A 23,743-nucleotide genomic window follows, 5' to 3' on the forward strand; every position below is an offset into this window, starting at 1 on the left:
CCGCCGGCGTCGATGTTGCCGGCACTGGACACCGCGCTTACTCCTGTTGTGCTCGCGGCAGGCACCGGCGCGTGACGCGGCCGCCCGCTCACCCGTTCGCGGCAACGCCCGGCACGCCGTTGCGGGGCCCCCGCCCGCGCGATGCCGGGTGAAGCGCATGCACTTTGCCCGGCCCATCGGCCGGCAGCACGCCGTGCTGCAGCCAGTGGAGCGCGAGCGGCCACAGTGTTTCGGTGAAGCGGCTGTGGAAGAACGCGAAATGGCCGATCGCGTCGACGCCGATGTCGGCCGGCGCGATCCGCAGATGCGTGACGTCGCTGCCCGTGTAGTAGCCGAGCAGCCGCTCGATCGCCTCGACCGTGCCGAACCCGTCGTCGTCGAGACCGATCGCGAGCATCGGCGCCGACAGCCCCGCGAAGCGGGCGGGCAACGCGGCGCGGCTCGCGGCGGGTTCGGCGAGCGGGCCGCTCGTATAGCCCTCCTCGAAGCGCGCCTGCGAGCGCACCCACGACAACGCGACGCCGCGCGGCGTGTCCTCCATCCAGCCGAGCCGCTTCGCGGGCACGTAGCCGAACACGGCCGCGAGCACCGGCATCGCGACGTGCCACTTCCACCACATGCGCCGCCGCTCGGCCGGACGGTAATCGCGCCAGTACGCATACTGCGCGCCGACCGTCACCGCATGCCGCACGTGGACGTTCGATGCGGCGAGCCCGAGCGCGAACCCGCCGATGCTGTGCGCGACGACGTCGATCGGCTGGCCCGGAAACGCGTCGCGTACGTAGTGCAGCGCGGCTTCGCAATCGAGACGCCCCCAGTCGAGCCAGTTCGCGCGCAGCTTCGCGAGCTGCGCCGGGCGCGACCCGCCGATGCCGCGATAGTCGTAGACGAGCACGTCGCGTCCCTGCGCGAACAGCCAGGCGGCGAAACGAAAGTAGTAGTCGCAACGCACCGACGTCGCGCAATTGACGACCGTCACGGGGCGCGTGACACCGCCGCCGCGATGGCGCCATACATGGCCGCGCAATGCGTAGCCGTCGGCCGCGCGCAGCGTCACCTGCTCGGGAGGCAATGCGTCCGCCGCGCGGGTGCCCTGCGTCATTTCGCTGCCTTCGTTCGAAATCGTCATCGTGTCTCCGGTCCCATGCTTCGCGGTCCGTCCGGGTCAGCGCCCCAGTGCCCGCTCGTGCCCATGCTTTGCGGCCAGCCAACGCGTCAACGGACGAGCGCCTGCTCCCGCACCCTCCTTCACCGCCCGCGCCAGCCTCCATTGAACTTGACGCGCCCCGCGTTCTCAACCAATCTTGCTGCTCCGTTCGCATGAGTCACGCGCATGTCAACGCCGCTCGTCCGTCTCCCGTCGCTCGATCTCGTCCGCGGTTTCGTCGCGGTCGGCCGCCGCATGAGCATCACGCTCGCCGCACAGGACCTGTGCGTCACGCAATCGGCGGTCAGCCGCCAGGTGCACGCGCTCGAAGCGCACCTCGGCGTCGCCTTGCTGCAGCGCGGCTACCGGAAGATCGCGTTCACGCCGGAAGGCGAGCGGCTGTTTCGCGTCGCGGATGCGGCGCTGCACGGGCTGCAGGACACCGTCGCGTCGCTGGCGGCCACGCGTGAGCGCCAGCCCGTCACGATCACCGCGAGCATCGGCGTCACCGCGCTGTGGCTGCTGCCGCGGCTCGGGCGGCTGCAGGCGCGCCTGCCGGAGATCGACCTGCGCGTCGCCGCGAACGACAAGGTACTCGATTTGCGCGCCGAAGGCATCGACCTCGGCATCCGCTATTGTCCGCGCGAGCGCGCGCCGGCCGGCGCGCTGCGCCTGTTCGACGAGATCGTCGTGCCGGTCGCCCATCCTGCGCTCGCGGCACGGCCCGTCACGAACGCGGCCGCGATCGCCGACCACGTGCTGCTCGAATTCGACGGGCCGCCGCAGCCGCAATTGCAGTGGCGCACGCACCTGCACGCAGCCGGGCTCGGCGACGCACGCCCGAAAGGCGTGCTGCGCTTCAACCAGTACGACCAGGTGATCCAGGCTGCGATCGCGGGCCAGGGCGTCGCGCTCGGCCGGCTCGCGCTCGTCGCGCCGATGCTCGCGGACGGGCGGCTCGCGGTGCTCGGTCCGCACACGCAGGCGCTGTCGGATGCGTACGGCTACTGGCTGTTCCAGCACGATCCGGCCCCGCGCCGCGAAGTCGCCGAGGTCCGCGACTGGATGCTCGCCGAAGCAGCCGAATGCGACACCGCGATACGTGCGCACGACACGGCGTCGGCGTAAGCCGGCGCCGCCTTTGCGAACGACCCTGCCCCCTGCCGGGCGCACCCGCCCCCTCCACGCGCCCCGCGTCGCATTCCCGACACGCATGCCAACCTGACCGAATGATCGCTTGAGCGGCAACGAGCCCGATCGTCTAATCGGATCGAGCGCGGCCGTCTTGTCGCGCGCCTTCATCCGGAGACACGCATGACCCCGATCGAGCAGGAAGTCCGTCGCCGCTGGCTGCCCGTCCTGGCCGGCGGCCTGATCATGGGCGCTGCGCTCGGCATCCGCCACGTGCAGGGCCTGTTCCTCGCGCCGGTGTCGCTCGACCACGGCTGGTCGCGCGAAGCGTTCGGGCTCGCCCTGGCGCTGCAGAACCTGATCTGGGGCGTCGCGCAGCCGTTCACCGGGATGGTCGCCGATCGCTTCGGCTCGCTGCGCGTGATCGTCGCCGGGATGCTGCTGTATGCGGCCGGGCTCGTCACGATGGCGCACGCGGCGACGACCGGCATGTTCACGGTCGGCGCCGGACTCGTGATCGGCATCGCACTGTCGGGCTCGGCGTTCGCGTCGATCTATGGCGCGCTGAGCCGCCTGTTTCCGCCCGACCGGCGCGGCTGGGCACTCGGCGTCGCGGGCGCGATCGGCGGGCTCGGCCAGTTCTGCATGGTGCCCGTCGCGCAGGCGTTGATCGGCGGCATCGGCTGGCGGCATGCGTTCATCGCGCTGGCGCTCGTCGCGGCGCTGCTTGCACCGCTCGCCGTACTGCTGCGCGACCGGCCCGCGCAGGCTGCCGCCGCCGGCCCCGACCAGTCGATCGGCGAAGCCGTGCGCGAGGCGTTCGCGCATCGCGGCTTCTGGCTGCTGAACGCGGGCTTCTTCGCGTGCGGCTTTCAGCTCGCGTTCATCGCGACGCATCTTCCCGCCTACCTGCTCGACCACGGGCTGCCGGCACGCCACGCGAGCGTCGCGCTCGCGCTGATCGCGCTGACCAACGTCGCCGGCACCTATGCGTGCGGCCATCTCGGCGGGCTGCTGCGGCGCAAGTACGTGCTGTCGGTGCTGTACCTCGTGCGCGCGCTCACGATGGCCGCGTTCGTCGCCGCGCCGCTGTCGCCCGCGAGCGTCTACGTGTTCGCGGCCGTGATGGGATTCACGTGGCTCGGCACCGTGCCGCTGACGAACGGCGTGATCTCGCAGGTGTTCGGCGTGCGCTACATCGCGACGCTATTCGGCTTCGTGTTCTTCGGGCACCAGCTCGGCAGCTTCTTCGGCGTCTGGCTCGGCGCGGTGGTGTACGACGCGACGCACTCGTACATGCCGCTGTGGATCGGCTCGATCGCACTCGGCGTACTCGCGGCGTTGCTGCACCTGCCGATCAACGATGCGCGCGTCGCACGCCCGGCATCGGGCAACGCGGCATGGGCATGATCCGCGCGGCGCTGGCCGCCGGCACGCTCGCATTCGTCGCGTGGTGCGGTGCGGCCTATTTCAGTTCGGACGTCGCGTACGCGCTGCTCGAACACGTCGCGTTCTGCAATTGAGGCGGCAAACCGGGCCGTGCGGTCAGCGGCGCTTCGGCAATGCCGCCAGCGCATCGAGCGCGCGAGCACGCGCGGCCGCATGCTCGACGAGCGGTTCCGGATAGTCGACACCGAGCCGCACGCCGGCCGCGTCGAGTTCCAGCGGCGATGCTTCCCAGGGCGCATGGATCGACGCGTTGTCGAGACCGGCAAGCTCGGGCACCCAGCGCCGCACGTACGCGCCGTCGGGATCGAATTTCTGCCCCTGCGCGACCGGATTGAAGATGCGGAAATACGGTGCGGCATCGGCGCCGCAGCCGGCCACCCACTGCCAGCTCGCCGCGTTGTTCGCGGGATCGGCGTCGACCAGCGTGTCCCAGAACCACGCTTCGCCCGCGCGCCAGTCGATCAGCAGGTGCTTGATCAGGAACGACGCGACGACCATCCGCACGCGGTTGTGCATCCAGCCGGTCGTCCACAGCTCGCGCAGGCCCGCGTCGACGAGCGGATAGCCGGTCAGCCCGCGCTGCCATGCGCGCAGCGCGGCGGGATCGTCACGCCACGGCATCGCGTCGAACTGCGCGCGGAAGTTGTCGGTCGCGAGCGCCGGGAAGTGGTACAGCAGCGTGTAGCTGAACTCGCGCCAGCCGAGTTCGCTCAGGAATTTGTCGGCGTCCGCGGCAAACGCCGCGCCGCCTGCGCTCGCGGCACCCTGCACTGCATGCCATACCTGTCGCGGCGACACGTTGCCGAAGCGCAGGAACGGCGAAAGGCGGCTCGTCGCGGGACGGTCGGGAAGATCGCGCGCATCGGCATAGCCGGCGAGCGATGTCGCCAGGAACGCGTCGAGCTGCGCGTGCGCGCCGGCTTCGTCGGGCGTCGGCCACGCATCGCGCAGGCCGCCGGCCCAATCCGGCGAATGCGGCCGCAACGCAAGCGCGTCGAGCGCCAGCGCGCGGTCGCGTAGGGCTTTCGGCCAGGGATGAAACGCGATCCGCTCGGGCTCCGCCAGCGGCACGGCGACCGTGCGATCCCGTCGCGCCGCACGCCAGTATGCGGTGAACACCTGATACGGGGCGCCGCCGCCCGTCAGCACCTCCCAGGGCTCGTTCAGCAGGCTGCCGTTGCTGCTCTCGACCGCGACACCGCGCGCCTTGAGCGACGTCTTCAGCGCCGCGTCGGTGTCGCGCTGCGGTTGCGCATAGCGGCGGTTCCAGTACACGGCTTCCGCGCCCGTGTCGTGCACGATGCGTTCGATCTCACGCTGTGCGTCGCCGCGCAACAGCAGCAGACGTCCGCCATGACGCGCAAGCGCCGCGTCGAGCCCCGCGAGCGATCCATGCAGCCACCAGCGTGCCGCGCCGCCGAGCGGACGCCCGGCGCCGTCGCCCGTGTCGTCGACGAATACGCACACGAGTGGCCGGCCCGACGCCACCGCGCGCGTCAGCGCGGGCTGGTCGGTCACGCGCAGATCGTCGCGGAACCAGACGATCGCGGGAGCAACGGACGACTTGGCAGGCACGGGCACCTCGATGACGAAAGTGGGAAGAGGCTCGTATTGTCGCGGCTGCGCTGCATGGTGTCGATGTTCGGCGCGCCCATGCCGTCGACCGTCACGGCAGTCTCCCCCTGCCGCCCCGGTGAAACGCCTTAGTCCATTCCGACGATTCTTCGCCTCGAGCGCCGGCCTACGCTCGATGTCGGGTGCGCCTTGCTGCGCGGAACGTGCCGGCGCAAACGTCCCCGCTCGTCCCAAGCCGCACCCGTCACGCGCGCCGACCGATACCGGCGCGGCTCCCTCCGACCGCCGCGACGCGTCCCGTCACCCGGGCAGGCGCGGCTTCATCCGATCCGATACACCGCCATGACCAAACCCTCGAATCTCGTGACCTCGATCACCGTCGACATCGACGCACCGGCCTCCGTCGTCTGGGAAGTGCTGACCGACTTCCCGCGCTACGGCGAATGGAACACGTTCTGCGTCGGCTTCGAAACGACCGGCCGGCTCGGCGATTTCGTGCACATGCAGGTGCGCATCCCGGGCACGGAGACCGTGATTCCCGTCAACGAGATCCTCGTCGCGTACGAACCCGAACGCCTGCTGTCGTGGGAGCAGCGCCCGAGCGACGACAACAAGGATGCCGCGCGTCGCGATCAGTACATCGACGCGATCGGTGCAGAGCGCTGCCGCTATTTCACGACCGACCAGTTCCTCGGCGTCAACGCGGACACGATCATGCAGCACCACGGCGGGTGGGTGAAACAAGGTTTCGACCAGTGCGCGCGCGACGTGAAGCAGCGCGCCGAAGCGCTCCATGCGGCACGCCGGCGCAACGGCGCGTGACCGGGAGCCGACGATGCCAGATCTGCAAACGCTGTCCGACCATCACGACATCCGCGAGCTGATCGTCGCGTATTCGAGTGCGATCGACACGCGCGACTTCGACGCGCTCGACGCGGTGTTCACACCGGATGCCGCGATCGACTATCGCGCGATGGGCGGCATCGCCGGCCGTTATCCGGAGGTGAAAGCGTGGCTGCGCACCGTGCTGCCGCAGTTTCCGCAGTACCAGCACATGGTCGGCAACCTGGCGATCAGGCTCGACGGCGATACCGCGCGCAGCCGCACGATCTGCTTCAATCCGATGGAAGTCGCGCTGCCGGACGGCGGCACGCAGGTGATGTTTCTCGGGCTCTGGTACGTCGACCGGTTCGTGCGCACCGCGCAAGGTTGGCGCATCGCCGAGCGCGTCGAGGCGCGCTGCTACGGTCACAACGTGCCGGCCATGCTTGCGGGCGTGACCGGTTGATCCATTTCTTGCGACGCGCACGCCGTGCGAGTGTGCACGGCGCACGCAATGCGGATCGTCGCTTGAATCAATCGAGCCTGAACGCGGCCTCGAATCGCTCGGCGAATGCATCGAACTCGCTTTCCGGCAGATGGTTGATGCCGCCCGCGCGCTTGCGCCCGCCGCCTGTCGGAAAGCCGCGGCAGAACTCGTCGGCGCCGAGCGGCCGGCCATCGGGCACGCGCACGCTGACGACGAGCCCGCCGTCCGCGCGCGGCGACAGCACCGCGAGTGCCGCATGCGGCGCGTTGCGCATCCGCTCGTTCGCGAGCATGCCCGTCGCGCGCCGCGCCCACGGATGATCAGGCATCCGGACCAGCGTCGCACCGGGCACCTCGCGCAGCGGCGCGAGTGCGCACGCACGCGCCATGTCGTCGCGGTAGCCGTCGCGCAGCGCGGCGAACACAGCCGTCCCGTGCACGAATTCGAGCGGGTCGATGCACGGCAGCATCGCATCGGCGAGCGCGGCCGGGTCGAAATGCAGATCGCCGACACACTCGCCGTACGCGTTGTAGTTCAGGTAGAGCCCGAGTTCGGCGAGCGTGTCGCGTTCCGCCTCGTCGATCCCGTGCTCGCGCGCAAGCGCATTGCCGAGCGCCGGCAGTTCGTCGCCGAATGCCGCGACGATTGCCCAGCGCGCGTGCCGGCCGCCGAGATAACGGTTCACGATCGCGCTCGTGCAGACGTCGGCTGCCGTGTCGATATGCGCGTCGAAGCGCGGATCGTCGGGCAGCTCGCCCGCGAAATGATGGTCGAAGTAGCGAACCGTCGCGCCATCGCGCAGCAGTCGCGCGCACGCATCGCGATTCTGGTCGTGCGACACATCGAGCACGGTGACGATGTCGCCCGCGCGCGCGTCGATCCGCTCGAGCAGCTTGATGTCGCGCTTCACGCCGGTCACGAGCGTGCCGTGCATGCCCTCGGCGAGCCGCAGCTGCTGAAGCGCGCACAGCCCGTCCGCGTCGCCGTTGAACGCAAGGAAATGTCGTGTGTCGTGGTTGTCCTGCATGATCCTTTGCTCCATCGTCAGGGCATGAAATCGCCGCCGTTGGCGTCGAGCGTCGCGCCCGTCACCGCGTTCGCGTAGTCCGACGCGAGGAACAGCGCGGCCCGCGCGCAGTCGTCGTCGGTCGGCAGCTTCGCGAGCGCGATGTTCGACGCGATCGGCGCGATGATCTGCTCTTCCGTCACGCCGTACTCGGCGGCCGCCTGCCGAAAATACGTCTGGGTCGGCACGCCCCACATCCACCCCATGTGGATGCTGTTCGCGCGAATGCCGTGCACGCCGAGTTCGCGCGCCAGGTATTTTGCCGCAACCGCGAGCGCTCCCTTCGATACAGCGTAGCCGCCTTCCCCTGCAAACGGCTTGCGGGTCGCCTGCGTGTTGATCATCACGATCGCGCCGCGCTGCTGTCGCTTCATGTGCGGCACGACTTCCTGCGTGAGCGACATCGTGCCGAACACGTTGGTATCGAACACCGCACGCCAGCCATCGAGATCGGCTTCCTCCATCGACTCCGGAAACGTGCCGTGCACGAATGCGCTGTTCACGAGCGCGTCGATCCGGCCGAAGCGCTCGACGGCCTGCGTCGCGAGCTGCCGGCATTGCGCGCGGTCGGTGATGTCGGTCTGCACCTTCAGCACGGCGCAGTCGACGCCGAGTGCACGGATCCGCGTGTCTGCGTCGTCGAGCTTTTCCATCGTGCGCGCCGCGACGACCACGCCGCGCGCGCCCTCGCGCGCAGCCTCGACGGCGAGCTTCACACCGAGCCCCGGCCCGATCCCGGAAATCACGACGATCTTGTCCTTCAGCAACATGGGTTGTCTCCTGGTTTTCGTTGATCTCGCGAGCAATGGCCGTCAGCCGGCCGCCCGCAGGTGCCGCGCGCGATACGCGGCGAAGTCGCGCGCGAGCTGCGCATCCGTGAAGCCGAAGCGCGCGATCGAGTAGTCGTGTGCGGCACGCTTGTCGCGACCGTTGCGCGCCATCCAGTCCGTCATCGCCGTTCGCTGCCGCGCATCGAGCGTCATACCGGCAAACGCGTATACGGCCTCGGCAACGCCGAGCGGATTCGACACCGTGTCCTCGAAACGCACGTCGAGAAACCGGTCGGCCGGCAGCGCGTCGCGCGCGGCCATCGCCGCACCGATCGCGCGCGCCATCCCCGCGTTCCACTGCGCGCCCACGGCAAGCGGATCCGGATCGTCCGCATACATCTGCCACAACGTGTGCGCCATGCTCGCCATCGACGGAATCGTCTGCGCCGGATCGCGGTGCGTGAGCACGACCTGCGCACGCGGAAACACCCGGCACAGCACGTCGAGCGCATGCAGGTGCTGCGGCGTCTTCAGCAGCCAGCGCGCGGCCGGCGCGACGCCGCGCTGCGCCTTCTGCCACTGCAGGAACTGCAGCATCCGCTTCAGGTACGTATAGACCGGCGTGAGATCCTGCCGCGCGAGCCACGCCGTGTAGCGCGGCACGTTCGCGTACGAATCCATCGCGCACACGAACGCATGCTCCATCAACATGAACTCCTCGTCGGCAAGCATCGCATCGAGCGGGTGGATCGTCAGGATCTGCGGAATGCAGTCGATCATCGTCGCGACCTCGCCCTGCGCACGCGCGATGCGCACCGTCGGCTCGGCAAGCGTCTCGCCCGCGAGCGGCGCCGGGTAGCGGGTTTCCCACCACGCGGCAGAGTGGAAACGCGGGTCGACGGCCAGCAGGCGCTGCAGCAGCGTCGTACCGGTGCGCGGCAAGCCGACGATCACGAGCGGATCGTCGATCGCGATCTCCGCGATCTCCGGGTGGCGCCGAAAGTAATCCTCGATGACGAGCCGGTTCACGAGCTGGCCGACGAGCTTCTCGCGCATCATCGCCGCGCCGCGCGCGGACAGCTTCGCTTCGTCGACCAGCGACGCGCACATCACGTCGAGCGCTTCGCGGTACGGCCCGTCGCCGAACGCGGTGAGCCCCCCCGTGCGAGACACGGCTTCGGCAAACAGTCCGTCGGCATCGAGCGACGAGCGGATCGGGCCGAGCGGCACGTTCATGCGGCCTCCTTCAGCGTGGCGAGCTTCACCACACGGGTGCGCGGATGCACCGGCTGCGCGGCGCCCACCCAGCGCCAGCAGATCGTGCCGGTGCGATGCCCTGCCGTATCGAGCCAGTTCGCGTCACCCGGCCGCCCGGCCGCGACGACCACCGTCACGCCGCCGTCCGCGTTCAGCCGTGCGCTGTGCTTGTTCACGCAGATATCGAAGTGCCGGTAATCGAGCGATTCCATCCAGTAGTTGTTGAGCTGCACGTTCCAGAAGTCGCAGTCGGGCACCGTGTCGACGTCGATCACGAGCGCTTCGTCGTCGACCAGCGACCAGCACGAGTGGTAGTAGTAGATGTTCGGATCGCCGCCGACCGACTGGCACAGCGCCTGGTCAGCGGGCGGCAGCGCATTCACGTGCGCCCGGTAGCTCGCGGCCCAGTCCGCGAACAGCTTCGACGTCTGCTCGACGAACTGCGCGGCGCGCGTGAGGCCGCCCTGCAGCACGAGCGGGTCGAGCGGCGCCGGGCGATCGTCGGCGCCGATGCGCTCGATCTTCAGCTGCGCCGGCGTTTCCGCACGACGGTCGAGAAAGGTCTGGCGCACCAGCAACGCATTGGTGCCCGGCTCCATGCGCACCCAATTGCCCGCGCGCGGCATCTCGCTCAATACGATCTCGAAGCTGCCGTCCGGCGCGATCTCGAGCTGCTTCGCGTCGAGAAAGCCCGTCTGCAGCATCTTGCCGTCGGTCTCGTAGCCGCCCTTCTGGGTGCCGAAGCTGAGGTAGGCCACCGTGCCGCGCCGCCCCGTCACACGGTATTCGCAGCGGCCGTCGAGACGCGCGTACTGGTACAGGTTGTCGGGGTTGTCGGCGCCGATCTTCGCGGTTTCGTGCGACGGCGAGAAAAAGCCGGGCCATGCGCCGTCCGCGTACTCGACGTGCATTTCGAGCGCGATGCGCATCAGCCGGCTCAGGTAGCGGAATCCTTCCGCGCGCGTCAGCGGATCGTCCGGCGCCTCGGCGCGCAGGATCTGTTGTCCGCTGCGTTTCAGGGTGTCGCAGAAATCGGCCCAGGTCTGGCCCGAAAGCAACTGCGTGGCACGTGTGTCGTCCGTCATGTGTCGTCTCCGCCGATGGTCGAACGCTCACCTTAAGCGCCGCCGTCGCGTGCCACTTCGTCCGGGTGGACTAAGGAAAGATCCGCTCCGCCGCCGTGCCGCGGCTTAGTCCACCCGGACGAAGATCGGCATGCCGCTCGCTCGATACCGTTGGCGTCATGCACGAAACGCCGCACATGTCGCGCGGCACCGGCATGAAACAAGGAGACGAACGATGTTGACCCACTTGGAGCGGCTGGAGGCCGAAAGCATCCACATCATGCGCGAGGTGGTCGCCGAGAGCGAGAACCCGGTGATGCTGTATTCGATCGGCAAGGACAGCTCGGTCATGCTGCATCTCGCGATGAAGGCGTTCTACCCGGCGAAGCCGCCCTTTCCGCTGTTGCACGTCGATACGACGTGGAAATTCCGCGAGATGATCGCGTTTCGCGACGAGACGGCCGCGCGCCTCGGCCTCGACCTGCGCGTGCACGTCAACCCCGACGGCGTCGCGAACGGCATCGATCCGTTCACGCACGGCTCCGCGGTGCACACCGACGTGTGGAAGACGCAGGGGCTCAAGCAGGCGCTCGATCACTACGGCTTCGACGCCGCGTTCGGCGGCGCCCGCCGCGACGAGGAGAAATCGCGCGCGAAGGAGCGCATCGTGTCGCTGCGCTCGGAACAGCACCGCTGGGACCCGAAGCGCCAGCGCCCCGAGCTCTGGTCGCTGTACAACGCGCGCAAGCGCAAGGGCGAAAGCCTGCGCGTGTTCCCGATCTCTAACTGGACCGAGCTCGACATCTGGCAGTACATCCAGCTTCACGACATCCCGATCGTGCCGCTCTACTTCGCGAAGGAGCGGCCCGTGGTCGAACGCGACGGCGCGCTGATCATGGTCGACGACGAACGCCTGCCGCTGCGCGAAGGAGAAGTGCCGCAAATGCGCAAGGTGCGCTTTCGCACGCTCGGCTGCTATCCGCTGACGGGCGCGATCGACAGCGACGCGACGTCGCTCGACGACATCCTGCAGGAGATACGCGAGACGCGCGCGTCCGAACGGCAAGGACGACTGATCGACAGCGATTCGGCCGGTTCGATGGAAAAGAAGAAGCAGGAGGGATATTTCTGATGGCACACGTTCTCACCGCGCCCGACACGCTCGCGCGCCCCGCCCCCGATGCACGCGCCGCCGACGAAGCGCACGCGCCGACCCAGGACCTGCTGCGCTTCATCACGTGCGGCAGCGTCGACGACGGCAAGAGCACGCTGATCGGCCGCCTGCTCTACGAATCGAACGTGCTGTTCGACGACCAGCTCACGCAGCTCGAGGCCGATTCGAAGAAAGTCGGCACGCAGGGCGGCGAACTCGATTTCGCGCTGCTCGTCGACGGCCTGTCGGCCGAGCGCGAGCAAGGGATCACGATCGACGTCGCCTACCGCTTCTTCGCGACCGCGCGACGCAAGTTCATCGTCGCCGACACGCCCGGACACGAGCAGTACACACGCAACATGATCACCGGCGCGTCGACCGCCGATCTCGCCGTGATCCTGATCGATGCGCGCAAGGGCGTGCTCACGCAGACGCGCCGCCACAGCCATCTCGTCGCGCTGATCGGCATCAAGCGCGTGGTGCTCGCGATCAACAAGATGGATCTCGTCGACTACGACCGCGCCGTGTTCGAGCGAATCGACGCCGACTATCGCGCGTTCGCGGCCGAGTTCGGGCTGGCGGAGATCGTGAGCATCCCGATGTCGGCGCTGCGCGGCGACAACGTGATCGCGCCGAGCGCGCGGATGCCGTGGTACGCGGGCCCGGCGCTGATGCAGCATCTCGACACGCTGCCGCTCGCCGCACGGGTGACCAGCGACGAGCCGTTCCGGCTGCCGGTGCAGTGGGTCAACCGCCCGCATCTGAACTTCCGCGGTTACGCGGGCAGCATCGCATCGGGCGAGATCCGTGTCGGCGAGCGCGTGCGCGTGCTGCCGTCCGGCAAGGAGAGCCGCGTCGCGTCGGTGATCACGCAAGGCGGCGAAAGCGACATCGCGCGCGCCGGCGACGCGGTGACGCTCACGCTCGCCGACGAGATCGACATCAGCCGCGGCGACATGATCGCGCGCGCGGATGCGCCGCCCGAGGTGGCCGACCAGTTCGAGGCGACGCTCGTGTGGATGCACGACGCGCCGCTGCTGCCCGGCCGCCCGTATCTCGTGAAGCTCGGCACGCAGACGGTCGGCGCGACCTGCGCGACGCCGAAGTACAAGATCGACGTGAATACGCGCGAGCATCTCGCGGCGCGCACGCTCGCGCTCAACGAGATCGGCGTATGCAACCTGAGCTTCGACCGGCCGGTCGCGTTCGATCCGTACGATCGCAACCGCCACACCGGCGGCTTCATCGTGATCGACCGCGTCACCAACGACACGGTCGGCGCCGGGATGCTGCACTTCGCGTTGCGCCGCGCGCACAACGTGCACTGGCAGGCCGTCGACGTCGACCGCGCCGCGCGTGCCGCGCAGAAGGCGCAGACGCCGCGCATCGTGTGGCTCACGGGGCTGTCGGGCGCCGGCAAGTCGACGATCGCGAATCTCGTCGAGAAACGGCTGCACGCGCTCGGCAAGCACACGTACCTGCTCGACGGCGACAACGTGCGGCACGGGCTCAATCGCGATCTCGGCTTCACCGAGGCCGATCGCGTGGAGAACATCCGGCGCGTCGCCGAAGTCGCGCGGCTGATGCTCGACGCGGGTCTCATCACGCTCGTGTCGTTCATCTCGCCGTTCCGCGCGGAGCGCGACATGGCGCGCGCGCTGGTCGGCCACGACGAGTTCGTCGAGGTATTCGTCGACACGCCGCTCGCGGTGGCCGAGGAGCGGGATCCGAAGGGCCTGTACAAGAAGGCGCGGCGCGGCGAGCTGAAGCACTTCACGGGCATCGATTCGCCGTACGAACCGCCCGCGCAGCCCGAACTGCGCGTCGACACGGTCGCCGAGTCGCCGGAAGATGCGGCCGATCGGATCGTCGCGTACCTGCTGCGCGAGCGCGCGGCATAAGCACCGCGGGCGAGCCGCCCGGCGGCGGCCCGCCTGCCCGCGTCGCCTACTCCGTTCGGATGACGCGGGCCGCCGGGCGGCCGGTATGCTGGTCCGGGAATCCCTCATCCCGACCAGGAGAACACGAGCATGCCCATCGCGCTGGCGCCCGGCGACCCGGCCGCGCACGACGGTTTCGACGACGCGGCGTGGTCGGCGCGCGAACTCAGCGCGTGGCTCGGGCTCGTCTATCAGGGCCCGTCGGAGGCGCCCCCGTGGGCCGGCTTCCTCGAAGCGGTCCGCGCGCGGCTCGAAGCGAGCTTCACGACGCTAGTGCTGCGCAACCCGGGCGGCGCACGGCACGGGCTCATCATCAACGCGTCGGCGCATGGCCCGCTGCTGCCCGGCGAGCCGTCGTACAGCGAGCAGTTCTACGCGCTGTGCCCGTTTCTCGATCAGCCGCCCGGCCAGGTCTTCACGGCCGACCGGCTGTTCGGCGAAACCGCGTGGCGCGCGCACGATTTCTACCGGCAGTACCTGCAGCCGCTCGACCTGCGCTACATCCTCGGCGCGAACCTGCGCGGCGAACGTGGCGTCGAATGCGCGTTCTTCGTGAGCCGCGCGCACGGCGGCCGCGATTTCGACGCGGCCGAGCGCGCGCAGGTCGCGACGCTGCTGCCGCACCTGCAGCGGGCCGTCGAGCTGCATGCGGCGTTCGACGTGCTCGATGCCGAACGCGCGCTGTACGCCGGCACCGTCGACCGGCTCGACGTCGGCACCGCGATCGTCGACGAGGACGGCCGCGTGATCAAGCGCAACCGCATCGCCGAGCGGCTGATCGAGCAGCAGGACGGGCTGTGCGTGCGCCAGGAGCGGCTTCACGCGTCGTGCCCGCTCGACGAGCGCCGGCTGCAGAAGGCGCTGCAGGCCGCGCTCGAGCATTTCCGCGCGGGCGCGCTTGCGCGCATCGAAGCCACCACGCTGTCGCGCCCCGGCGGCGCGATGCCGTTGAGCGTGCTGCTGCGCCCGCTCGCGCCCTACCGCGGCGCGGAGGACCGCCGGCACCGGCCGGCCGTCGCGGTGTTCGTCCGCGATCCGGCGTCGTCGCCGCAGACGTCGCGCGACATGCTGCACCGGCTGTTCCGCCTCACGCCGATGGAGACCGAAATCGCACTGTTGCTCGTCGACGGACTGACGCTCGACGAAGCGGCCGCCGCAACCGGCATCACGAAGAACACGGCGCGCGCGCACCTGCGCGGCATCTTCGCGAAAACAGGCGCGACGCGGCAGGCCGTGCTCGTGAAGACGTTGCTCAACAGCGTCGTGTCGATGGCGTAGCGGAGGCGACGGCAGCCGCGGGACGGGCTGCCCGGGCGATGCCCCCGCGCGCGGCACGGGTCGCGACCGAATACGCGGCGATGGGCAACACTCATTTCATGTCATACGTCATCAGACATGAATAAGTAACCGACGCGGCTCATGAAATTACTTAATATCCGGGAAATTTTCGGGTAAACCCGTGACGTCTTCGTTGGCGCTCAGGCGTACCATGTCATACGACGACATACTACATGGACCGTCACCCGGATGCCGACGCGGGCCACCGCCGCGTCCGCCGCCACCCGACCGGAGACACCCTTGAACCCGCCCTCGCCCGCCCTGCCCGGACGCGACCCGCTCGCGTCCGCCGTCTCGAAAGTGAAGTGGCACGTGCTGCCGCTCGTGCTGATCATGTTCATCGCGAACTACATCGACCGCGTGAACGTCGGCTTCGTCGATCGCCACCTCGAGGCGTCGATCGGCATCGGCGCGGCCGCATACGGCCTCGGCGCCGGGCTGTTCTTCGTCGGCTACGCGCTGTTCGAGGTGCCGTCGAACCTGCTGATGCAGCGCTACGGCGCGCGCATCTGGCTGGCCCGGATCATGGCGACGTGGGGCATCGTCGCGGCCGCGATGGCGTTCGTGTGGAACGACACGTCGTTCTACGCGCTGCGCTTCCTGCTCGGCGCGGCCGAGGCCGGCTTCTTCCCCGGCGTCGTGCTGTACCTGTCGCAATGGCTGCCGCCGCAGGAGCGCGGCAAGGCGATGGCGATCTTCCTCGGCGGTTCCGCGTTCGCGTCGGTGCTGTCCGGGCCCGTCACCGGCGCGCTGCTGTCGATCCGCGGCTTCGGCCTGGAAGGCTGGCAATGGATGTTCCTGATCGAAGGGCTGTTCTCGGTCGCGCTGTGCGGCGCGAGCTGGCTGCTGCTGAAATCGCACATCCGCGACGCGACGTGGCTCACGGCCGAAGAACGCATGGCGCTCCAGAACGCGCTCGACGACGAGCGCGCGACGCGCGACGTCCGCTCGAACGTGCCGGTGCGCGCCACCGCGCTGCTGCGCGACGCGCAGATCATGCTGTTCTGCTTCCTGTATTTCTCGATCCAGCTGACGATCTACGCGGCCACGTTCTGGTTGCCGACGATCATCCGCAAGATGGGCGGGCTCACCGATTTCCAGGTCGGCCTGTACAACACGATTCCGTGGATGATCGCGATCGGCGCGATGTACGGCTTCGCGGTGCTGTCGTCGAAGTGGAAGCATCCGCAGCGCTGGCTCGCGGTTGCACTGGTGCTCGCCGCGTGCGGGTTGTTCGCGTCGACGTCGCACGATCCGGTATGGTCGTTCGCGTCGATCTGCTTCGCCGCGCTCGGCTTCAAGGCCGCATCGTCGCTGTTCTGGCCGATCCCGCAGGGCTATCTCGACACGCGCGTGGCCGCGGCCGTGATCGCGCTGATCAACTCGGTCGGCAACCTCGGCGGCTTCGTCGCACCGACGGCATTCGGCTATCTGAAGCAACATACGGGTTCGATCACGGGCGGGCTGTATGCGCTCGCGATCGCTTCGCTCGTCGCTGCAGTCGCCGCGCTGTTCGCGCGCACGCACCGGCGCAGCGATCCGCCGCGCGGCCTGCCGGCCGACGCGTCCTTCACGAACGCTTCGATGCTCCGCCATGCCGAACACTGACCGCCTGACCGTCGTCGTCTCGAATGCCACCGACGGCGACCTCGCCACCTTCTCGCTCGCGGCCGACGGCTCGCTTGCGCCGCTCACCCGGTACCCGGCCGCCGACCTCGCGATGCCGATCGCCGTGCCGGCCGACCGGGCGCGGCTCTACGTTGCGACGCGCGGCGAGCAACCGACGATCGTCGCGTTCCGCGTCGTGCCGGCCACCGGCGCGCTCGTGCGCATCGGCACGACCGCGATCGACGCGAGCCATGCTTACCTGTCGCTCGACCACAGCGGCCGCTGGCTGCTCGGCGCGTCGTACGGCGGGAATTCGCTGAGCCTCTACGACGCCGCGCGCGTGCGCGACGGCGACGGCACGCCGCTGCAGGTCACGGGCGGAATCGCGAACGCGCACGCGGTGATCGTGTCGCCGGACAACCGTTTCGCTTACGTCAGCTCGCTCGGCTCGGATCGCGTGTTCAGCTTCGCGCTCGTCGAGGACGCCGCCGGCCTGCGCGCACTCGAACATGGCGAAACGCGCGTGCCGGCCGGGTTCGGCCCGCGTCACCTGCGATTCGCGGATGACGGCCGCACGCTCGTCGTCGTCAGCGAATTCCAGGCCACGCTCGCGACGTTCGCGCGCGACCCTGAAACCGGCCGGCTCGGCGATGCGCATGTGAGCACGCGCCATCCGGCTGTCGCCGAACTCGCGCAAGGCCATGCGCGGCCGCCGGCGCCTGCCGAACCGTCCGTCTGGGCCGCCGACCTGCACCTGACGCCCGACGAGCGTTTCGCGTATGTCAGCGAACGCACGTCGAGCCGCCTGCTCTGCTATCGCCGCACCGAGGACGGCACGTTCGAACCCGCGCACGCGACCGCCACCGAGACGCAGCCGCGAGGGTTCGCAATCGACCCGTCGGGGCGCTGGCTCGTCGCCTGCGGCGAACAGTCGGAATATGTGTCGGTCTACGCGATCGCGCCGGACGACGGCGCACTGTCGCCGCACGCGCGCGTGCCGGGCGGGCGCGGTGCGAACTGGGTTGCAATCGTCTGAATCAGTGATGCGCGGGGCATGCTTCGGCAGGTCCGTGCCTGCCCGCGTTCAACGCCGTTCGCTGGGCGCGACGCCCGTCCAGCGCTTGAACGCACGCGTGAAATTGGCGCGATCCGTATAGCCGACGCGCGCGGCAATCTCGTCGACGGGCAGCCGCGTGCCTTCGAGCAGCCGCAGCGCGTCGCGCAACCGGATCTCGTCGAGCAGCGTCGAATAGGTTGCGCCGTACTCGGCGAGCTTGCGCTTGAGCGTGCGCGCCGACACATGCAGTTCGCGCGCGACCTCATCGACCGACGGATAGCCGCCCTCGCCGCAGATCAGCAGGTTGCGCACGCGCTCGACGATGCTTTCCGCATAGCCGAGCCGCGCGAGTTCGGCCTCGCACTGCTGCACGATCATCTGCGCGGTGTGCGCGTTCGCGGTACCGATCGGCTCGTCGAGCAGCGCGGCGTCGCAGCGGATACGGTTCGCGCTCGCGTCGAAATGGCAGCGCGGCAGCCGCGCGCGATAACGCTCGAACCACGGCGGCTCGGGCCATTCGAAATGGAGTTCGGCACGCGATTGCAGCGTGCGCCCGGGCACCGGATACAGCAGCGAGTTGAACAGGATCGCCGTCTCGACCAGGAAGTTCTCGACCGCGAACTGCCGCAGCCGGCCGAGCGGAAACGCTTCGAACACGTCGATGTCGACAATCCCGTCGAGCTGCGCGAGCCGCACCGAAAAGAACGGCACGCGCGTCGGCAGGTAACGGATACCGAGCGAGATCGCCTCGCCGAGCGTCGCGCAGCTCATCAGCCCGAAGCCGATCAGTCCCGCTTTCGTCAGGCTGCTGCGCAGACCGATCTCGATCGCGATCGACGGGTCGTCGGTCGCGTCGAGCAGGTTGAACACGATCGCCGCCTGCTGCAGCGGCGTGATGCGCGCATCGGGTTGCGCGAGCCGGTCGCGCTCGACGCCCGAGCCGGCCAGCACGCGAGTGCCGTCGATGCCGCGCTCCTCGGCCAGCATCAGCATGAACAGCGCATACGCGGACGACACCGTCGCCTTGTTCAGCTGGCGCGCGGCATCCGGGACGGACAGGACCATGCGGCGGACTCCGAAGCGGTTTCGGCGGATTGTAGCGTCGCTGGCCCGCAATGACACGGGAGCGAGACTCTAGCCGCGCCGGCAGGCCATCGTGGCCCGAAATGACACCATCATTGGCACCCGCGGCCCTCGCGTGCGGTCCGGTGCGCGCCTATGCTTGTCACATCGGCAGTGCGCCCTACCCTTTCCGCAGGAACCCGGTCGATGAGCCAACCCGCACGAACCGCCTTTCGCAACGACGCGGACAAGGTCGCGTACGTCCGCCGCGAGGTCAACGCCGCGAGCGACGCGATCCGCGCGCGTTTTCCGCTGCTCGACGACCAGAACCTCGTCGGCGCGACCGTGATGGCCGTCTCGGTGAGCGCGATGCTCGCGATCGCGTGGCTCTATGCGCGCGGATCGATCGCGTGGTACGTCGCGCTGCCGCTTGCCGCGTTCGTCACGTCGCTGATCCACGAGCTCGAGCACGACCTGATTCACCTGATGTACTTCAAGAAGACGCCCTGGGCCTATCACCTGATGATGGCGCTGTGCTGGCTCACGCGGCCCGGCACGATCAACCCGTGGACGCGGCGGCGCATGCACCTGCATCACCACAAGGTGTCGGGCGGTGAATCGGATCTCGAGGAATTCGGCATCACGAACGGCGAGCGCTGGGGCGTGAAGCGGCTGCTGATGATCGCGGACGGCATGCTCGCCGTCGTGCTGCGGCCCACTGCGATGCGCCGCAAGGTGAAGCAGTATGTGGCCGCGCAGCCGGTGCAGGATCCGTCCGAGCGCCTGCAGTTACGCGTCGAACAGGTGTCGTCGTACATGCCGGTCGGTCACGTCTACTACGTGTTGTGGCATGCGTTCATCGTCTATCACGTCGGCCTGTTCGCGCTGCACGCGTTCGGCTACCCGGTGACGGTGCCGGCCGTCGTCGAGCGCGTGATGAGCGTCGTCGATTTCCTGGCCGTGGTGTGGCTCGGGCCGAACTTCGTGCGCAGCTTCTGCATCAACTTCGTCAGCTCGAACATGCACTACTTCGGCGACATCGATTCGCGCAACGTGATCCAGCAGACGCAGGTGCTCAACCCGTGGTGGATGCTGCCGTTCCAGCTGTTCTGCTTCAACTTCGGCAGCACGCATGCGATCCATCATTTCGTGGTGCGCGATCCGTTCTACATCCGCCAGCTGACCGCACGCACCGCGCATGCGGCGCTGCGTGAAGTCGGCGTACGCTTCAACGACGTCGGCACGTTCGCGCGGGCGAATCGCTGGGGCGGTCATCGTCCGGCGCGCGGTACGCGCCAGGCTCCGGCCGACGCGTAACGCGCCGCCTCAACCGCCGATCGGCGGCATCGGCCCTTGCCCGCGGATCCACGACCAGTTCGCGAGTTCGGCCATTTCCTTGTCGCCACGGCTGTCGCCATACGCGAACAGCTGTTTCGGCGGCCGGTTGCCCCACCACCCGCGCAGCCGCACGACCTTCTGCGGCCCCCAGCAGTTCTCGCCGTCGAGCCGACCGGCGAAGGCGCCGCGCTCGAACGCCAGCCGCGTCGCGAGCACCGCATCGAAACCGGCCGTCTTCGCCCACTTCTCCAGATACAGCGACGGCGACGCGCTCACCAGCACGACTTCGTGCCCGCGTGCCCGATGCTCGCGGATGCGTTCGAGCATTTCCGGGCGCACGAGGCTCGGCAGATAGGTGTCGACGAACGTGCGCGCCTGCGCATCGAGCGTGTCTTCACGCACCGGCCCGAACGCGAACGATGCGAACTTCGCCTTCGCGTCGCCGCGCGACAGCAGCCCGGCCTTCATCGCGACGATCCACGGCAGCGCGCGCAACCCGGCCCACGCGAAGCGCGGCGTGCCGACCGCATAGCGGACGAAATGGCGAAAGCTGTCGGTCGTCGTGATGGTGCCGTCGAAATCGAATGCGGCAACGATGCGGTCAGTCATGGAGAATCGGCGGGAAAGCGATGAGATGCCCCGGAAGATAGCAGACTCGCGCCGGTGCACATGAAATGGCGTACGCGCGGCATGGCCTGCGCAGCGAACACGCGCATCGCAACGCGCGTGTTCGTGCCCTTCGTTCCCTTCGTGCCGCGCCCTTAGCGCTGCGGCCGCGCCGCCAACGCCGCCGGCAACACCACGTTCATCAGGTGGTCGGCGCGCGACAGCAGATCGGTCACACGCTCGTCGAGCCCGCGCAATTGCGCGGGTTGCATGCGGATCTGCTGCACGGCCTGCCCGACGATGTTGCGGCGGTCGAACAGCGTGCGCTCGACACCTGCATCGTCCGGCGCGCGCACGACGTCCGACACCGCGCTGAGCGCCGCGAGCACGACCACGAGGTTTTCTTCCGCATGGCGAACCTTCGCGGCGAGTTCCTCGGTACGGCGCGGGAAGAAACCGAGCGACTGCTTGAGCGCCCCGATCGCCGCACGGTAGTCGACATGATCCGTTGCCGCGCCGAACCAGCGTTCGAACATGCCGGCCCTGCGTGTCACCTGCGCAAGCAGGCCGGCCATCATGTCGGCCGCGCCGAGTTCGTTGAATTCACGCGTCGTGGCCGCGACGGCTTCGACGAGGTTGCCCGCCGCCTCCAGTGCGCCGTCGCCGATCGTCGCGATCGTCGCGAGCTTGAGCGGCACCAGTTGCCGGATGTGCCGCTCGATGCGCGGCGCGTAATCGGGATAGAGATTCGGGAAACTGGCCTGCGCGGCGCGGAAGCACGCTTCGAGTTGCGGATGGTTCGATTCACCGAACACCGCGCGGCCGACCGCCTCGGCCGGCGCCGTGCGCACGGCCTGACCGGGCGCGGGCACCGGCTCAGGCCCGAAGTCGAGCGCCTGCGGCGCCGGCCGCTCGGGCCCGCGCGCAACCGGCGCCGCGGCCGCGGGCGGCGCGTCGAACGCAAGACGCCCGGGCGTGCGCTCGGGCGTCGTATCGAACTCGAGCCGCTTCGGCTCGTCTGACGGATTCGTCATCGCTGCTTCCCGCCCGGCGCGACGGTATCCCGCCGGCCGGGCTGCCGCCAGTCAGACCACGCCGCCGTACGCGCGCACGAAGTCGCCCAGGCCGCGGTTGTAGCCGGCGCCGACCGCCTTGAACATGAAGTGGCCGTCGCGGCGATAGAAGCTGCCGACCTGCACCGACGTCTCCATCGAGAAGTCTTCCTCGAGCGCGTACTTCGCGATCACCGCGCCCGACACTTCGTCGGCGATCTGGATGTAGCTGTTGCGCACCTGGCCGAAATTCTGGCGACGCGCTTCGGCCTGGTCGATCGTCACGACCACCGAGATTTCCTCGACGTCCGCCGCGAGCTTCGTCATGTCGATGAAGATCACCTCGTCGTCGCCGCCGCCGCTGCCCGTGCGGTTGTCGCCGCTATGCACGACACCCAGGCACTTCGACGCGGGCATCCCGCGCTTCGGGAAATCGTCGCCCGGCTGGATGAAGGTGTCCTTGCGCTCCATCGTACGCACTTCGCTGTTGTAGAACACGAAGTGCTGATCCGAGATCAGCTTCGGATTGCTCTGTGCGTCGTACTTGCACAGGAACACCGATACGTCGAGATCGAAGTCCGTACCCGTGTCCGTCGCGTTCGCGTCCCAACCGAGACCGATGCGGAACTTCTGCGTGCCGGGCGCTTCCTTCGACAGGTTGACGCGACCGCCTTTCGACAAATTGATCATCTGAACCTCTTCTACTGGAACCGCCGTTGTGCCGGCGGCAATGCCGGGCCGCCCTGCGCGGCCCCTCGTTGATGGTGTTCGACCCGCACGTGACGCGGGGTCACTCGCCCGCCACGGCAGCCCGGTCTTCCTTGCGTTGCACGACGATCGACGACCACACGGCCGCGGCGATCATCGCCGCGCCGACCAGGCCGGTGATGACCTCGGGCACCTCGAACTTCACGCCGAGGAACATGATCGTTGCGAGCGCACCGATCGCCCAGAAGGCGCCGTGTTCGAGGTAACGGTATTGCGCGAGCGTGCCCTTCTTCAGCAGCACGAGCGTCATTTCCCGGATATAGGCCGCACCGACGCCAAGGCCCAGCGCGATCAGGAAGATGTTGTTCGACAGCGCGAATGCGCCGATCACGCCGTCGAAGCTGAACGACGAATCGAGCACTTCGAGATACATGAAACCCGCGACGCCCTCGCGCACCACGCGCGTACCCGTCTCCTCGCCGCCGATCAGGTCGCCGATGCCGTGCGCGATCACGAAGCTGATCACGCCGAACGCCCCCGCGAGCAGGAAGGCCACCTGCTCGGCTGCCGGCACGTAGAGCGACGCGACGATGACGATGGCGAGCGTCAGTGCCACTTCCAGCGCCGTGATGCGGCCGAGGTGGCTCATCGGGCCTTCCAGGAAGCCGATCCAGTGCTCGTCCTTGCCGGTGTCGAGCATGAACTTGAAGAACACCATCAGCAGGAACGCACCGCCGAATGCGGATACCTGGTGATGCGCGGACGTGAGGATCGACGCGTACTGCGCCGGCGACTCGATCGCGAGCTTCAGCGCGTCCCACATGCCGATGTGGCCGATCACCGCGACGATCAGCAGCGGGAACACGAGCCGCATGCCGAACACCGCGACCGGCAGGCCGAACACCATGAAGCGGTTGCGCCACTTCTCCGACCAGTTCTTGAGCACCGAGGCGTTGACGACCGCGTTGTCGAGCGACAACGAGATTTCGAGCACCGACAGGACCGCGACGATCAGCATGTCCTTCACGCCGCCGAGGAGATAGGCCGCGATCAGCGCGAGCACCGTGAGCGATAACGGGATCTTGAAGTCTTTCAACATGATGTGGGGTAATC

General features: G+C 68.6%; 22 protein-coding genes. 11 read left to right on the plus strand and 11 right to left on the minus strand.

All coding sequences use genetic code 11. The features are described from left to right. Positions 1 to 88: 88 nt before the first annotated feature. Entirely contained in the window at positions 89 to 1,129 is a 1,041-nt protein-coding gene (locus C5O79_RS13385) for an alpha/beta fold hydrolase (RefSeq protein WP_047852116.1), read from the minus strand. 204 nt (positions 1,130 to 1,333) lie between these two features. Between C5O79_RS13385 and C5O79_RS13390 the strand changes: the two genes are divergently transcribed. From C5O79_RS13390 to C5O79_RS38810, 3 genes are all read left to right on the plus strand, one after another. Next, the gene (locus tag C5O79_RS13390) at positions 1,334 to 2,275 is read left to right on the plus strand and encodes a LysR substrate-binding domain-containing protein (RefSeq protein WP_046546099.1); all 942 of its coding nucleotides are present in this window, start codon (positions 1,334 to 1,336) and stop codon (positions 2,273 to 2,275) included. A gap of 186 nt (positions 2,276 to 2,461) precedes the next feature. Then, the gene (locus tag C5O79_RS13395) at positions 2,462 to 3,688 is read left to right on the plus strand and encodes an MFS transporter (protein WP_046546100.1); all 1,227 of its coding nucleotides are present in this window, start codon (positions 2,462 to 2,464) and stop codon (positions 3,686 to 3,688) included. Next, positions 3,679 to 3,801 (plus strand): hypothetical protein, encoded by a 123-nt coding sequence (locus C5O79_RS38810; RefSeq protein ID WP_046546101.1) that lies wholly within the window; start codon positions 3,679 to 3,681, stop codon positions 3,799 to 3,801. Before C5O79_RS13395 ends, C5O79_RS38810 begins: the two co-directional genes overlap by 10 nt. A gap of 22 nt (positions 3,802 to 3,823) precedes the next feature. Here C5O79_RS38810 and C5O79_RS13400 read toward each other — a convergent pair whose 3' ends face one another. After that, entirely contained in the window at positions 3,824 to 5,302 is a 1,479-nt protein-coding gene (locus C5O79_RS13400) for a deoxyribodipyrimidine photo-lyase (RefSeq protein ID WP_122474568.1), read from the minus strand. A 342-nt stretch (positions 5,303 to 5,644) separates the two neighbouring features. On the opposite strand from C5O79_RS13400, the gene C5O79_RS13405 reads away from it, so the two are divergent. Next, positions 5,645 to 6,124 carry an SRPBCC domain-containing protein gene (locus C5O79_RS13405; RefSeq protein ID WP_047852113.1) on the plus strand — a complete coding sequence of 160 codons (480 nt, stop codon included), beginning with the start codon at positions 5,645 to 5,647 and terminating at the stop codon, positions 6,122 to 6,124. A gap of 13 nt (positions 6,125 to 6,137) precedes the next feature. Then, positions 6,138 to 6,590: a nuclear transport factor 2 family protein gene (locus C5O79_RS13410; RefSeq protein ID WP_047852671.1), complete on the plus strand. Its 453-nt coding sequence runs from the start codon at positions 6,138 to 6,140 to the stop codon at positions 6,588 to 6,590. A 67-nt stretch (positions 6,591 to 6,657) separates the two neighbouring features. Here C5O79_RS13410 and C5O79_RS13415 read toward each other — a convergent pair whose 3' ends face one another. Genes C5O79_RS13415 through C5O79_RS13430 form a run of 4 tightly spaced genes read right to left on the minus strand, consistent with a single transcriptional unit; the run spans position 6,658 to position 10,789 of the window. Then, positions 6,658 to 7,638 carry an acetyltransferase gene (locus C5O79_RS13415; protein ID WP_122474569.1) on the minus strand — a complete coding sequence of 327 codons (981 nt, stop codon included), beginning with the start codon at positions 7,636 to 7,638 and terminating at the stop codon, positions 6,658 to 6,660. Between the two features lie 17 nt (positions 7,639 to 7,655). Beyond that, the gene (locus C5O79_RS13420; protein WP_122474177.1) at positions 7,656 to 8,447 is read right to left on the minus strand and encodes an SDR family oxidoreductase; all 792 of its coding nucleotides are present in this window, start codon (positions 8,445 to 8,447) and stop codon (positions 7,656 to 7,658) included. 42 nt (positions 8,448 to 8,489) lie between these two features. Beyond that, on the minus strand, positions 8,490 to 9,683 hold the full coding sequence (locus tag C5O79_RS13425) for a sulfotransferase (RefSeq protein ID WP_122474178.1): 1,194 nt from the start codon (positions 9,681 to 9,683) through the stop codon (positions 8,490 to 8,492). Next, complete coding sequence (locus C5O79_RS13430) at positions 9,680 to 10,789, minus strand: DUF1214 domain-containing protein (RefSeq protein ID WP_122474179.1); 1,110 nt, start codon at positions 10,787 to 10,789, stop codon at positions 9,680 to 9,682. Before C5O79_RS13430 ends, C5O79_RS13425 begins: the two co-directional genes overlap by 4 nt. A 130-nt stretch (positions 10,790 to 10,919) precedes the next feature. Between C5O79_RS13430 and cysD the strand changes: the two genes are divergently transcribed. The 5 genes from cysD to C5O79_RS13460 all read left to right on the plus strand — a co-directional run bounded on the left by cysD (position 10,920) and on the right by C5O79_RS13460 (position 17,843). Next, positions 10,920 to 11,900 (plus strand): sulfate adenylyltransferase subunit CysD, encoded by a 981-nt coding sequence (gene cysD, locus C5O79_RS13435; protein ID WP_276321102.1) that lies wholly within the window; start codon positions 10,920 to 10,922, stop codon positions 11,898 to 11,900. Beyond that, on the plus strand, positions 11,900 to 13,822 hold the full coding sequence (gene cysN / locus C5O79_RS13440) for a sulfate adenylyltransferase subunit CysN (protein WP_122474181.1): 1,923 nt from the start codon (positions 11,900 to 11,902) through the stop codon (positions 13,820 to 13,822). The genes cysD and cysN overlap by 1 nt, the downstream gene beginning before the upstream one ends. Positions 13,823 to 13,951: 129 nt before the next feature. Next, positions 13,952 to 15,139 carry a helix-turn-helix transcriptional regulator gene (locus tag C5O79_RS13445; RefSeq protein ID WP_047852106.1) on the plus strand — a complete coding sequence of 396 codons (1,188 nt, stop codon included), beginning with the start codon at positions 13,952 to 13,954 and terminating at the stop codon, positions 15,137 to 15,139. A gap of 300 nt (positions 15,140 to 15,439) precedes the next feature. After that, on the plus strand, positions 15,440 to 16,807 hold the full coding sequence (locus C5O79_RS13455; RefSeq protein WP_122474183.1) for an MFS transporter: 1,368 nt from the start codon (positions 15,440 to 15,442) through the stop codon (positions 16,805 to 16,807). Then, positions 16,794 to 17,843, plus strand: coding sequence for a beta-propeller fold lactonase family protein (locus C5O79_RS13460; RefSeq protein ID WP_122474184.1), 1,050 nt, complete (start codon positions 16,794 to 16,796; stop codon positions 17,841 to 17,843). Before C5O79_RS13455 ends, C5O79_RS13460 begins: the two co-directional genes overlap by 14 nt. 48 nt (positions 17,844 to 17,891) lie before the next feature. Here C5O79_RS13460 and C5O79_RS13465 read toward each other — a convergent pair whose 3' ends face one another. Next, positions 17,892 to 18,929: an AraC family transcriptional regulator gene (locus C5O79_RS13465; protein WP_122474185.1), complete on the minus strand. Its 1,038-nt coding sequence runs from the start codon at positions 18,927 to 18,929 to the stop codon at positions 17,892 to 17,894. A gap of 204 nt (positions 18,930 to 19,133) precedes the next feature. Between C5O79_RS13465 and C5O79_RS13470 the strand changes: the two genes are divergently transcribed. Continuing rightward, a complete protein-coding gene (locus C5O79_RS13470) occupies positions 19,134 to 20,243 on the plus strand; it encodes a fatty acid desaturase (RefSeq protein ID WP_046546106.1) in 1,110 nt (369 codons plus the stop codon). A gap of 9 nt (positions 20,244 to 20,252) precedes the next feature. Here C5O79_RS13470 and C5O79_RS13475 read toward each other — a convergent pair whose 3' ends face one another. The 4 genes from C5O79_RS13475 to C5O79_RS13490 all read right to left on the minus strand — a co-directional run bounded on the left by C5O79_RS13475 (position 20,253) and on the right by C5O79_RS13490 (position 23,729). Continuing rightward, on the minus strand, positions 20,253 to 20,873 hold the full coding sequence (locus C5O79_RS13475; protein ID WP_047852102.1) for an HAD family hydrolase: 621 nt from the start codon (positions 20,871 to 20,873) through the stop codon (positions 20,253 to 20,255). A gap of 152 nt (positions 20,874 to 21,025) precedes the next feature. Continuing rightward, on the minus strand, positions 21,026 to 21,904 hold the full coding sequence (locus tag C5O79_RS13480) for a hypothetical protein (RefSeq protein ID WP_122474186.1): 879 nt from the start codon (positions 21,902 to 21,904) through the stop codon (positions 21,026 to 21,028). Positions 21,905 to 21,955: 51 nt separating this feature from the next. Then, entirely contained in the window at positions 21,956 to 22,612 is a 657-nt protein-coding gene (locus C5O79_RS13485; protein ID WP_046546109.1) for a TerD family protein, read from the minus strand. 100 nt (positions 22,613 to 22,712) lie between these two features. Next, the gene (locus tag C5O79_RS13490) at positions 22,713 to 23,729 is read right to left on the minus strand and encodes a DUF475 domain-containing protein (RefSeq protein ID WP_122474187.1); all 1,017 of its coding nucleotides are present in this window, start codon (positions 23,727 to 23,729) and stop codon (positions 22,713 to 22,715) included. Positions 23,730 to 23,743 lie beyond the last annotated feature (14 nt).

It is taken from the genome of Burkholderia sp. SRS-25 (assembly GCF_004343765.1).
Taxonomy (GTDB): domain Bacteria; phylum Pseudomonadota; class Gammaproteobacteria; order Burkholderiales; family Burkholderiaceae; genus Burkholderia; species Burkholderia contaminans.